The sequence below is a fragment of the Sulfurimonas sp. NW9 genome (assembly GCF_051132275.1).
GTDB classification, from domain to species: domain Bacteria; phylum Campylobacterota; class Campylobacteria; order Campylobacterales; family Sulfurimonadaceae; genus Sulfurimonas; species Sulfurimonas hydrogeniphila.
Map to the genome: position 1 here is coordinate 1,360,830 of NZ_CP093236.1, position 12,807 is coordinate 1,373,636.

12 protein-coding genes and 1 pseudogene are annotated in these 12,807 nt (G+C 37.4%); 4 read left to right on the top strand and 9 right to left on the bottom strand.

What is annotated here, in order from left to right; genetic code table 11:
* Nucleotides 1–8 precede the first annotated feature (8 nt).
* From lptB to MLC44_RS07770, 5 genes and pseudogenes are all read right to left on the bottom strand, one after another.
* A pseudogene (gene lptB, locus MLC44_RS07750) lies at nt 9–730 on the bottom strand (LPS export ABC transporter ATP-binding protein).
* Complete coding sequence (tsaE, locus tag MLC44_RS07755) at nt 718–1,134, bottom strand: tRNA (adenosine(37)-N6)-threonylcarbamoyltransferase complex ATPase subunit type 1 TsaE (protein ID WP_434656790.1); 417 nt, start codon at nt 1,132–1,134, stop codon at nt 718–720. The pseudogene lptB and the gene tsaE overlap by 13 nt, the downstream one beginning before the upstream one ends.
* Nucleotides 1,131–2,117: an anthranilate phosphoribosyltransferase gene (gene trpD, locus MLC44_RS07760; RefSeq protein ID WP_434656793.1), complete on the bottom strand. Its 987-nt coding sequence runs from the start codon at nt 2,115–2,117 to the stop codon at nt 1,131–1,133. The genes tsaE and trpD overlap by 4 nt, the downstream gene beginning before the upstream one ends.
* Entirely contained in the window at nt 2,114–2,362 is a 249-nt protein-coding gene (locus MLC44_RS07765) for an RNA-binding S4 domain-containing protein (protein ID WP_151900218.1), read from the bottom strand. The genes trpD and MLC44_RS07765 overlap by 4 nt, the downstream gene beginning before the upstream one ends.
* Before the next feature lie 106 nt (nt 2,363–2,468).
* A complete protein-coding gene (locus MLC44_RS07770) occupies nt 2,469–4,115 on the bottom strand; it encodes a putative bifunctional diguanylate cyclase/phosphodiesterase (RefSeq protein WP_434656795.1) in 1,647 nt (548 codons plus the stop codon).
* Nucleotides 4,116–4,276: 161 nt separating this feature from the next.
* Between MLC44_RS07770 and MLC44_RS07775 the strand changes: the two genes are divergently transcribed.
* Nucleotides 4,277–5,320 carry a class I SAM-dependent methyltransferase gene (locus MLC44_RS07775; protein WP_434656797.1) on the top strand — a complete coding sequence of 348 codons (1,044 nt, stop codon included), beginning with the start codon at nt 4,277–4,279 and terminating at the stop codon, nt 5,318–5,320.
* On the opposite strand, the gene MLC44_RS07780 is transcribed toward MLC44_RS07775, so the two are convergent.
* Nucleotides 5,317–7,005 (bottom strand): YgiQ family radical SAM protein, encoded by a 1,689-nt coding sequence (locus MLC44_RS07780; RefSeq protein ID WP_418641406.1) that lies wholly within the window; start codon nt 7,003–7,005, stop codon nt 5,317–5,319. The two genes, MLC44_RS07775 and MLC44_RS07780, sit on opposite strands and share 4 nt — an antisense overlap.
* Before the next feature lie 207 nt (nt 7,006–7,212).
* Between MLC44_RS07780 and MLC44_RS07785 the strand changes: the two genes are divergently transcribed.
* Nucleotides 7,213–7,866 (top strand): response regulator transcription factor, encoded by a 654-nt coding sequence (locus MLC44_RS07785; protein WP_346388819.1) that lies wholly within the window; start codon nt 7,213–7,215, stop codon nt 7,864–7,866.
* Between the two features lie 373 nt (nt 7,867–8,239).
* Nucleotides 8,240–8,914: a sensor histidine kinase gene (locus MLC44_RS07790; RefSeq protein WP_434656800.1), complete on the top strand. Its 675-nt coding sequence runs from the start codon at nt 8,240–8,242 to the stop codon at nt 8,912–8,914.
* Nucleotides 8,915–8,927: 13 nt separating this feature from the next.
* Here the strand turns inward: MLC44_RS07790 and MLC44_RS07795 are convergent, their stop codons facing one another.
* From MLC44_RS07795 to MLC44_RS07805, 3 genes are all read right to left on the bottom strand, one after another.
* Complete coding sequence (locus MLC44_RS07795) at nt 8,928–9,749, bottom strand: NAD-binding protein (RefSeq protein ID WP_434656802.1); 822 nt, start codon at nt 9,747–9,749, stop codon at nt 8,928–8,930.
* A 91-nt stretch (nt 9,750–9,840) separates the two neighbouring features.
* Nucleotides 9,841–10,560, bottom strand: coding sequence for an NAD-binding protein (locus MLC44_RS07800; protein WP_434656804.1), 720 nt, complete (start codon nt 10,558–10,560; stop codon nt 9,841–9,843).
* 6 nt (nt 10,561–10,566) lie between these two features.
* A complete protein-coding gene (locus MLC44_RS07805; RefSeq protein WP_151900213.1) occupies nt 10,567–10,947 on the bottom strand; it encodes a DUF6394 family protein in 381 nt (126 codons plus the stop codon).
* A gap of 149 nt (nt 10,948–11,096) precedes the next feature.
* Here MLC44_RS07805 and MLC44_RS07810 point away from each other — a divergent pair, with 149 nt between their 5' ends.
* A complete protein-coding gene (locus MLC44_RS07810) occupies nt 11,097–12,770 on the top strand; it encodes an AMP-binding protein (RefSeq protein ID WP_434656806.1) in 1,674 nt (557 codons plus the stop codon).
* The last annotated feature ends 37 nt before the right edge of the window (nt 12,771–12,807 follow it).

Here is a 12,807-nt window from a genome sequence, read left to right on the forward strand (position 1 = left end):
ATGAATTCCTAAAGTTTGAAGCTTTCACCGAGGTAATGTGTACGGACATCTTCATTTTGTCCGATTTCATCACTGGTTCCCTGCGCAAGAAGCTCTCCCGATTTTATAACATAGACTCTGTCACAAACATCCAGTGTTTCACGCACATTATGGTCTGTTATCAATACACCTATGTCATATGATACAAGCTGATGTATCACTTTTTGTATATCCATAACGGCAATAGGATCAACTCCGGCAAAAGGTTCATCCAGCAACAAAAACTTTGGTTTGTTTACAAGCGCACGGGCAATTTCAACACGGCGACGTTCTCCGCCGCTGAGACTGATTCCCTTTCTGTATCGTATAGGCTCAATATTGAACATATCAAGCAGTTCCACAATGCGTGCTTCTTGTTCTGCTTTACCTTTTATACCGACTTCAGCCGCTATCATTAAATTGTCTTCAACACTCAAATCTTTAAAAATCGAAGCTTCCTGCGGTAAATAACCTATACCTTTGAGTGCTCTTTCATGTAAGGGCATCCCGATAAGATCTTCTCCGTCAAAATAACTTTCCCCTCTGTTGCTTCTACCAAACCGCAAATCATATAAAAAGTGGTTGTCTTTCCTGCTCCGTTCGGTCCAAGCAGTCCTACAACCTCACCACTGTTGACTTCAAGACTTATACTTTTTACTATTTCCAAATCTTTAATTTTCTTTTTTAAGTCTGTTGCTTTTAATGTGTGCATATTGTATACTCTCTTGCATCATCTGAAATTTTTTCTATCTCTATTGTCACTGTTTCAATGCCGGCAGAGACTAAAATATCCACCAATTCATCACTTCCCCACTCTATAAAATGCAGACCCGGTTTTTCCAACTCTTCAAGCATTCCCAAAGAGATAAAATGATCAAGCCCGTGATTGTAAATATCATAATGAAATAGTTTTTCCCCATAACATTGCTGCAGTGAAAAAGTAGGCGATGTCACATCTTCACTCAATCCGAGTTTTTTTGCTATATTTTTTACCAAAGTCGTTTTGCCTGCAGCCAAATCGCCTTTTAAAATAATAACACCTTCTTGTAGTTGACTTATAATCCTGTCTGCCAAAGAGTCTAACTCTTCCAGTCTATATGTATATGTTTTTTTCATAACTTGTTTGATGTTTCTATGATTTGTTTTAATTTTACTTTCGGTCTTGCTTTTGCAAGGGCTTCTCTTGCCATTTCCAGTCCATCTTGTATATCTCGGGCCAAATCTCCTACCATCAACGATGCTGCAGTATTTATAAGCACTATATCACGCTGGGCATCTGTTGCTTTTTCATCAAAAACAGCTCGTAAAATATTTGCATTTTTGAGTGCATCGCCACCCATTATGGCTTCTAGCGGTGCTTTTTTAATACCATACTCCTGCGGATCAATAATAAACTCTCGTGTCTTGCCGTCTTGCAGTAAAGCCGCATAGGTCACATCACTGATGCTTATTTCGTCCATTCCTTCGTTTGAGCTGACAACCAAAGCCGATGTAGCTCCGTTTATCTGAAGTGCTTCTGCCATTTTTGGTACAAAAGCTTTGTCAAATACACCCAGCATTGATTTTTTCACACCGGCAGGGTTTGTCAAAGGTCCGAGTATGTTAAATATGGTTTTATCAGGGATGCTTTTACGTACCGGTACGATGAATTTCATGGCCGGATGATGATTTTGTGCAAACATAAAAGTAAAACCTGTCTCTTCAAGAAGTTTTGCACTCTGCTCAATACTCAAGTCAAGCCGAACACCCAGTGTTTCAAACATATCGGCACTGCCGCTTTTTGAAGTGATAGAACGACTTCCGTGCTTTGCAACGGTTGCCCCACAAGAAGCAGCAAGCAGCGCTACTGTTGAGGAGATGTTGAAACTGCCTATTTTATCACCGCCTGTTCCGACAATATCAAGCGCATTTTCTCTGAGTTCATCAGAAACAGGCAAAGCAACGGCAAAACTGCGCATAACCTGTGCAGCAGCGGCAATCACTTCCACAGGAGTACTTGCATCAAGTCGTATACTGAGTAAAAACTCACGCATCTGTGCATCACTCATTTCATGTTGAAAAAGTGAAGTAAATTTGACTAAAGCTTCCTCATATGTCATGAAATCTCCTTTATATACTGATCTTGCAGAGATTTTGGCGTTGATTTTGTTGTAGGAATTTGCAGCACTTCATACTTTTTTGATTCATTAAGATAGTTTACAGTAATAATACTGCCGACTTCCACATTTTTACTCGCCTTTGCAACCACACCGTTTATCTCTACTACTCCGTTACTAATCATATCCTGTGCAACAGAACGTCTTTTTGTAATATTTACCGAATTTAAAAATTTATCTATTCTCATTTTTTATCTTTATTGTTTTTTTACTCATTTATAGTTTGTTTATTGTAGACAAATCAAACTGAAAATAATGTAAGAGAAGAAAGAAGTTGGAACATTTTTTGCATTATTAATTATTTCGCATCAGTTTTTCAAAATCTTCGCTTAACAGCGGTTTGGAAAAAAGATATCCCTGATACAAATCACACTCTATTTTTTCCAAAAAGTCTCTTTGTTCCTGTGTTTCAACACCTTCGGCTACTGTTGTGAGATGCAGATTTTTTGAAATATCAATAATACTCTTCACTAAAGATGCCTGTTGCCTGTTGTCAAGTTCTGCTATAAAAGACTGATCTATTTTTAACTCAGTTACGGGAATATCACGGATATAGCTTAATGATGAATAACCCGTACCAAAATCATCTATAGAAAAATGGATATTATATTTTTTGAGCGCATTGATTGTGACAATCAGTCTTTTTAAGTCCTGAGATGTACTCGTTTCAGTAATTTCAAAAATCAGTTTTGTATGAAAGCCGGCCACATTGTACTGACGAAGAAGACGTTCAACTATAGCAATAAAATCTTTGTTTAAAAGCTGCCTTACACTAATGTTAATCGACATTTGATGCAGATGCATTCCGATACTTTCCCATCTTTGCAGAGTTTTTATAGCTTCTTCCAAAATATATTCTCCTAACTCTATAATATAACCGGTACTCTCAGCAACGCCGATAAACACTTCAGGACTCACCTGACCGAGTGTGGCACTTTTCCACCTTGCAAGCACTTCACAGCCGATAATTTTATTTTTACAGCTTATTTGGGGTTGGTATTGCAGATATATTTCATTTTTTTCTATGGCAAAATGCAGCAGTCTTTCTACATGTAATTTATTTTCTATAATTTTGCACAGTGCATCATTAAATATGACGACATCATCTCTGCCCGCACTTTTAACTTCATACATTGCAATGTCTGCTTCTTTTAAAAAATCATGGGCATTGAGTTTTGGGTTGTTTATGATACTCACCCCTATACTTGCACTAATGTGAAGCGTGCTGTCTTCTATAAAATAGGTCTCTTTTATTGTGTGTAGAATTTTATTTGAAAATTCTTTTGCCTGCGCAAGGCATTTCTCTTTCGTCTCAAGTGCATCGCTTAAAATACAAAATTCATCTCCACCCAATCTGGCAACGATGTTACTGTATTTGTCAGCCAACTGTGTCAAACGCTCTGAAACTTCAACAAGAAGTTTATCTCCGATATCATGTCCAAGGGTATCGTTGATTGTTTTAAAATAATCCAAATCTATTAAAAGCAAATAGGTATATCTGTTTTTGTTCTCCCTAACAGAACTGTCCAGATACTCTATAAAATAACGTCTGTTTCCAAGTCCTGTCAAATAATCATGATATGCCTGAAACCTGCTTTTTAACAAATAGGCATGTGTATTTTTTGCAGCATATAAAAGAACCATACTCAACACAACAGTGAAAAATGCAAGAATATACGAATAAAGTTCTCCAATTGCTATGAAGTAGACAACAAGTGGAAGCATTAAAAACGAAACTGTTGCTACTACCAGCTTTTTCTGTGAAGCTAAAATAGTTGCCGCGACTACCGCACTGCCGAGTTGTGTTGCAATAGCTATATAATGTGCACTGATGGCATCTTTTGAAATATAGTATAAAAACATTATTGTCCATAAGGAAAAATATATAAACATAAAATATTTTACTTTTTCAAGCCATCTGTCTTTTTGTGATATAGTCATCTTTCTCGAATAATTTCTATACAGCTTCCATCCCCAGACTGAAAGCAGTAAAAAAAGACAAACCAAAGTATTTCGACAATAATTGAAGAGTAAAGATATCCCATGACTATATATCCGGGACCTGTTCCTAAAAACAATAAAATAACAACAAGTATCTGCTTATGCATAAAATTATAAAAACTAATATTATCATTCGTTGTCAAAACATATCTCTCTTTGCAGGTTTCTTATCATTTTATCTAATAAAAGTGTATAATTCAAGAATGCTAACCTTTACACATCAAACTATGACACAAATCACAAAAGTATTACAAAATTACATCAATACAATGCAGGGAAAAGAGATAATTTCATTTCAAATACTTAATCCTGACATTGCGACTTCGTTGTATAACGGCACACGCATTACATGTAACGGACAAGAGTATATTTACCGTGGCTATAAAAGCTGGATTGATTTGGCACATTTGCTTAAATGCAGAATGCTGACACCGAAAATTGCTGATGAACACACCGTAATTATGCGTTATGAAAAACTTGATGAAGACAGCACCTTTCATAAAAACATCACAGACAAAGAAGAAAAATACGGAGAAAATTCCATTTTCGGAAAAATTCACAAAAATGAAGAGGCTTCTTTTATTTACAGTTACACACAGGCATTAAAAAATGTACACCTGAACAAAAGAAAACGTATTTTGAATCTCGGGGTCAACAGTGGAGACGAGTTTGAAGTTATCGCCTCTTTGGCAGACAACTTTGCAGAGCTTGACCTTGTCGGCATCGACTACTGCGAGTCTGCCGTAGACGCGGCAAAAAAGAAGTTTAAAGACTTTGCCAACATCTCTTTACATGTAGCCGATATCAACAGTCTCAATGCACTTGATTTGGGAAAATTTGACCTCATCATCAGTATAGGCACACTGCAAAGCTCAAATTTGGAGTTTAACAAAACACTCATGTCCATAGTCCAAAACCATCTCAAAAAAGAGGGAGCTATGATACTCGGTTTTCCAAACTGCCGCTGGATAGACGGGGAAATGATTTATGGGGCCAGAGTCAAAAACTATGCTTTTTCAGAAATGGGACTGCTTTACAAGGATGTCATCTTTGCAAAAAAATACCTGCAGCAAAAAAAGTTTCGCGTCACTGTTACGGGCAAAGACTATATATTTGTAACGGCTACATCCATTCGCAAAGATTAAGAAGCAAATCCTGATGCAAAGGTATCTTTTGCAACCACTATCTGTTTTTGCCGCTCTTTGCGTTTTGTATCTTTTTCTACAAAAATTTTCTTGCGTGTTTTAGGGTCCAGTTCAGTATAATACATTACAGCAGAATAGGTACCTGGAGTCGGAGTAAAGACCTGTGCCTGTTCAGGATTCATTTGCAACTCTTCTGTGGTAAAACGCTTCAGCTCGTGCATGTCTTTCTCCTCACATCCCGGATGCGCAGCGATGAGATAATAGGTCAAAAACTGCTTTTTACCGGACTCTTTGTTGAGTTTGTCATACAGTTTTTTAAAGTCTATCAATGTCTGTTTTCCCGGTTTTCCCATGAGTTCAAGTACATGCTGCTGCGTATGTTCCGGAGCTACTTTCATCTGTCCTGATATATGATGTTCTACCATCTCTTTAAGGTAACTGTATCCGTGCTGTTTATCCTCTGTAATCAAATCATATCGGACACCCGAAGCCACAAATGCTTTTCGCACACCCTCCACCTGACGAACCTGGCGTAAAAGATTTATATTACGAGAGTGGTCAACCTTCATCGACTTGCATAAATGGCTGGCATCGACACAACGCTGATGGTCACAGGTACCGAGTTTGAGCTTTTTATTGCACTCATATCCGTACATATTTGCCGTAGGACCGCCGACATCGGAAATAATGCCCTTATAGTCTTTGTATTTATTGAACTCTTTGGCTTCTGATAAAATATTGTTTTCCGAACGCGTTCTGATAGTTCTTCCCTGATGCACCCCTATGGCACAAAAGTTGCACTCTCCCCAACAGCCGTGATGCGTCATGATGGAAAACTTAATCGTCTCCAGACATTTCACTTTCCCCTCTTTGGCATAGTAAGGGTGCAGCTCTCTTGTAAAAGGCAGGTTGGAGTTTGCATCCATCTCCTCTTCATTCAGGTAGTCGCAGGGAGGGTTTTGAATGAGGTACCGGCTGTCTACCGGCTGACAAAGTCCTTTTGCCGCTATAGGGTCATTATTGTCATAAAAGAGATCAAAAAGGTCTATATATTTCTCTTTGTCATCCAAACACTCTTGGTGCGAAGGGAGCTGAATAAACTCATAAACCGGCTCTTTGGATATATAACAGATACCCCGTATATCTCTGTAATCTCTCTTTTCATCTATGGCACGGGTTAACTGTTCCAGTGCAATTTCCCCCATACCGTAAATCATCACATCTGCTTTGGAATCAAACAAAACAGGCTTTTTGAGTTTGTTGGACCAGTAATCATAATGACTTACACGTCGCAAAGAGGCTTCAATACCTCCCAAAACTATAGGCACAGTATTCTTAAAATAACGCCGTATCAGATTTGTATAAACCAAAACTGCTCTGTCAGGTCTTTTGTTGTTTTTTCCACCCGGAGTATAATCATCGGAATTTCGAAACTTTTTGGTGGCTGTATAGTTTGAAACCATACTGTCAACGCTGCCACCACTGACACCCCAGTACAAACGAGGCTCACCCAAACGCATAATATCATCAGGTCTGTCAATGTCCGGCTGTCCTATCATTCCGACTCTGTATCCCATTCTCTCAAGCATACGCCCGACCATAGCAACACCGATAAACGGAGAATCTATATAGGCATCCCCACTTACTAAAATAACATCACAATAATCCCAGCCTTTGGCATCCATTTCCGCCCGTGTTGTCGGCAGAAAATCTTTTTCGCTGAAAGTGACTGTATCTCTTTTTGAATTGTTGTGTTTGTTTTTATGTCGTCTGCTCAAAATATATAGCCCTTTAAAATCTGAAGTATTATACTAATAATACACTATTTACACAAAAGAAAAGATTATTGAATGTTAACATTGAGCTAATGTGCTTTAGTATATACTTTGCCTATGGCAAAAATATTATTATTAGAAGATGATGAAGTATTATCTGAAACCTTAATTGAACTGTTGGAAAATGAAGCATTTGAAGTGTTACATGTAAAGGACGGGGAAGCGGCTCTGGATGCGACATTTGAAAACAAATTCACTCTGATGCTTTTGGATGTCAATGTCCCCTTGCTTAACGGTTTTGAGTTTTTAAAAAGTTTACGCCAAAGCGGAGATATGACACCGGCTGTTTTCCTTACTTCTTTAAGTGATGTCGCCTCTTTGGCAAACGGCTTTGATGTCGGTGCGGATGACTACATCAAAAAGCCCTTTGATTTTGATGAACTCCTCATACGCATACATGCTCTTTTGAAAAAAGCCTATCATACCTATCAGAATGAATTACGGGTCAATGACTTTCGCTTTGTAATCGACAAAGACGAACTTTACAATCAATCAAAATTCATACCGCTTTCTCCTTATGAACTGCAGATTACAAAGCTGTTTTTTCAAAACCTCAACAAAACAGTCCAAAAAGAGCTTATACTCGAAGCACTCAACGGGAACAAAGAGATGAGCGAGGGAGCCTTGCGTGTACACATTAACAAACTTCGCAAAATCGGCCTCCCAATTACAACGATAAAAGGGATAGGATACCGTCTTGCATCATCATGAAAAACTGGCATTTTTAAAATTTTTTCTTATTTACTTTATCAGCACTGCCCTGCTTATTTTAATTGCCGGATATTTTTATTTTCAACAGACAAAAAACCACTTTTTAAAAGAAGAGGAATTTTCACTTATTGAGTACGCCAGACATATTAAAATGGGTACTTCGAATAGATGAATACAACAAAGATTTTCATCATGCTTTTGTCAAAGTACCCAAACATGTTGATATTAGAAATTTCACTATAGGAGAAAAAGAATTTTCCAAACTGCTACCTATGAACAGGCGTGGAAAATATCTACAAGTATTTAAGTCAAAACACAGCTTTGATCAAAGATTATCCAACTTCAAAAAAAAAGTTCTGTCCATACAGTTTTATTGCTTCTTATTTTTGCATATATTAGCTACAAGCTTGCAAAAAATGCTTTAAAGCCTTTACGCGAAAGTATCATAACTCTTGATAAATTTGCAAAAGATTTAATTCATGACTTAAATACGCCTGTCACCTCTATGCAACTCAATATGAAACTCATCGAAAAAATTCCGCAATTACAAAATACAAAAGCATTAATAAGGTTAAAAAAGAGTATCAACAATATTTCAGAACTCCATGAAAACCTAACAATACTGCTTCAGGAAGAAACTTTTCAGATACAAAATCAAAATATATGCCCTATTATTCAAGAAGTTGTTGAAATCCAAAAAACCCTTTATCCCCATATCGCTTTTCACATTCAATGCAACATACTCAAAGCAAAAATAAATACACAGGCTATGAAGCAAATTCTGCAAAACATTATTTCAAATGCCTGTAAATACAACAGTTCCAATGGATATATAAAGATTTATAACAATAAGAATGCTTTATATATAGAAGACAGCGGCAAAGGAATCAAAGAACCGGAAAAAATATTTGAACGCTCCTACAGTGATGAAAACAGCAGTGGTCTCGGGCTTGATATCGTAAAAAGACTGGCATATGCTATGGATATAAAAATAGTTGTGCAAAAAAACGAGCCTGCAGGTACACGCTTTGTTTTAACTCTGCCTTAAGAACTTGTATATCCTAAAACATACTCCAGTTCATATATGTTATTGACAATATACTCAAAATCACTGTAATTTTCCTCATCTGAACTATCAGCAGTTCATCACCGATTTGCAGATTCATTCTTGCATCAGGCATCAAGTATATGTTATTCCCTCTTTTGAGCAGCAAAAAAACTACATGTAACATCTCATTTCTGTCAGCACGGGATCTTCTTAAATCTGCAAGGCTTATATTTTCACCTTTTTCAAGCCTTAATGTCAGTGCATACGCATTTGCATCATTCAGTACAGTTTCAAAGTACATTGGATTCATCCCTGTGATATTATTAAGCATATAGACAATGATTCTTGCCCATTCATCATCTTTTTTGCGTGCTTCTTGTATAAATAGGTCGGCCAGAGGTCTTGCTATATAGCTGTATGTTGCATCAGCCAATATCTTCTCTACAATATATATTTTATTGATTTTAGATGCCTGAAATATATTTAAATCGTCTAAGGAATTTTCACGGGCCATTGTAAATATTTTCGGATTCAACTGTTTCGCCTTGTTTAAAATAGTAAGGTTCAGCAAATCATTTTGTGTTGCGGCTATGATGCAGGCACTCTCTTTGACACCGAGTTCAATCAGTCTGTGTATATCTTCATCATCCCCGAAAATGGTTGTATTTTTCTCTTCTATGTAGCGCTGTGAATCAAAATCTTCAATCACATACTCTATACCGGCCTTTTGCAATCCTTCTTGAATCGCTTTGACCATTCTTCCTTTACCGTATATAATGTATTTTCCAAGAGGGAACTGGTCTCTTTTTTTCAGTTTGAGTATGTGTCCGTACATCCACATCTCCAAAAGCCAATATAGGGTGCTGTTATACCATAGTAGATGCGTTTTGATATAATATCAAAAGGATTTTTCACATGTTTCAAATTCATACTTCGAAAGTGTTCAAGCTGAGCTTTGAAGTTGCCTTGACAATAATATCAATTTTTTTATTGAGCAGTTTGCTGATGGTGGCTATTTTTGAATTTACCATATCATCTTCAAAAAGAGAGATTATACCTGCACAGTTTTTTTGATGGATTCCTGCAATTTTAAGCATTTTTTGATTTGTTGCATCACCTACAAATCCAGGAACATTTGGATAAAAATTTTCCAATATCAACTCGTCTATCTTCTCTTCGTCTTTATCTAAAACAACGAGCCTGTAGTCATGTCCGTTGAGTCTGTCAATAATACTTTTTGTTATCCCGTTATATCCGAGAATAATATAAAAGGGTTTGTTTATATTTCTTACATGATTTCTGAACGAGTTCCTGTTTAATGCTTTTTTCAGTGCCTCATCCTGTATCAGAGAAACTATCGCTCCTATCCCGTAAAACCATCCTATCACTGTAAAATAGATAGAAAAACTCACCCACATCCGCTGTTCGTAGTTGAAAGTATACGGAGCCTCTCCAAAACCGATAGTACTTGCCATATAGGTCACAAAATAAAAGGCATCAAAAAAAGTCATCTGATAAGGGTCGCCGTTGTTGTCTGTCCCCTGAATCAGCACTAACCCGAGTATGGATATGGCAAAAGTAATGATAATGACCAAAAAAGGTGTCCTTAACCTTTTAAGAACAATCCATACAATCTGTTCATTCATATCTTGCTATCTTTTTGACTTGAGTGTATCGCCGACAAAGAGTATAACCGAGACTATATTTGCCAGGAGTGCTCCGCCTGAGAGCGAGACAATCGCTGTTGCGGCCTCTATATTCACATCACCAATTACATATATTGCAAAAGCCCAGACAGTCGCAGATGCGATAAGCTGAATATCTGCTACAATACTTGTTGCCAGTAAAACCGCCCCCAACTGTGTTCTGTCCCCCAGTTTGAGTACTGTGGCTATCAGGTTGACAATAATCGCAGCAAAAAGCTCGTAAGAACTGTGCTGTTCAAGTACTGTAGGCTCTCCGTAAAAAAAACCGAAATTGACCGTCATGGCCAAGATAAAAAATGACCCGGATATAATTTTATGCATATTCATTGCTTTATTCTCCAAAATAAAAAAGACACCTAAGCGTGCTTCTAAAATTCTACTCTTATTAAAATTAATTGTATATTTAATCACTCTACATTTTACATTAAAGAAATACTCTGTATAATAAAATAACAAATAAAGATAAAAGATGAACTATGACAGATATTACCTACCCTTATGAAAATATGCAGGACTACACACTGCCAAGTTTGCTAAAACGGTCAGTTGAGCTGTACGGACCGAAAAAAGTATTGTCTAAAGTTGACCAGGACCCTATGAGCTATGAAGAGTTACATGAAAATGTACATGCCATGATCAAACTTTTAAAGAAAAACGGTATCAGAAAAGGCGATAAAGTTGCCCTGCTGAGTGAAAATATGCCTAACTGGGCTGTTGCATATTTTTCTGTTACCTATTTTGGCGGTGTCATTGTTCCCATACTTCCTGATTTTCATCCCTCTGATGTCCAGCACATTATCAGACACTCTGAGGCAAAAGCTGTTTTTGTATCACAAAAGCATCTTCAAACCATAGAAGAGCTGGATAATTCCAATATGAAGTTTGTTATAAAACTTGATGATTTAACACTCATAGATGAGTTAACAAATCACAGTTACATCGCAAAACTGACACAGAAAATGGCTTCCAAAGAACTTCCAAGACCAAAAGAAGATGATATGGCGGCACTTTTGTATACGTCAGGCACGACAGGACACTCAAAAGGGGTGATGCTCTCACACAAAAACCTTGTTACCAATGCAATGAGTGCCTATAAAAACGTAACTATTTTACCCGAAGATACTTTTCTTTCCATTCTACCTTTGGCACATACTCTCGAGTGTACTGTCGGTATGATACTGCCGATTTTACATGGTGCAGACATTGTATATCTCGACAAAGCACCTACACCCAACGTTCTTATCAAGGCATTCGCCAGCGTCAGACCGACTATGATGCTCAGTGTGCCTCTAATCATAGAAAAAATATACAAAAATAAAATATTGCCAAAATTTACCGGTTCGTTTATTATGAAAACACTCTACTCCATCCCTTTTATACGCAAACTGCTCAATAAAGTTGCCGGAAAAAAACTAATCGAAACATTCGGAGGCCGGATCAAATTTTTCGGCATAGGCGGTGCAGCACTCTCTCCCTATGTGGAAAAATTTTTGGCAGAAGCCAACTTTCCATACATTGTAGGCTATGGACTCACCGAAACATCTCCGCTTATAGCGGGAGGGAGAATCGGCTACCCGATCAAGATAGGCTCTACCGGCTTGCCGATGGTCGGAGTCGAAGTGCAGATAAAAGATCCCAACCCGCAAAACGGTGAAGGGGAGATTATAACCAGATCACCCAGTGTAATGATAGGCTATTACAAAGATGAAGAGCAGACAAAAGAGGTTATCAAAGATGGCTGGTTTTATACCGGAGACTTGGGTTACATAGATGAAGACGGGTATCTCTTTATCAGCGGAAGAAGTAAAAATGTCATTATCGGTCCCGGTGGAGAAAACATATATCCGGAACAGATAGAGGCTATCATCAATCAACATGAGGCGGTTCTTGATTCCCTTGTGATGGAAAAAGACGGAAAAGTGGTTGCAAGAGTACACCTGGACTATGAACTTATAGATAAAATGTTTAATGCTCATAATATGCCGGAAAATGAAGTCAGAGAAAAAATTGCAGATTACCTGGAAAATATGAGAATAGAGGTCAATGCACAGTTGGCCTCATTTTCAAAAATTCAAAAATTTATAGAACAGATTGAGCCTTTTGTAAAAACACCGACAAAAAAGATAAAAAGATACCTTTATACAGAATAGACAATAACGCAAAAGGAAAATATCATAGAAAATTTTA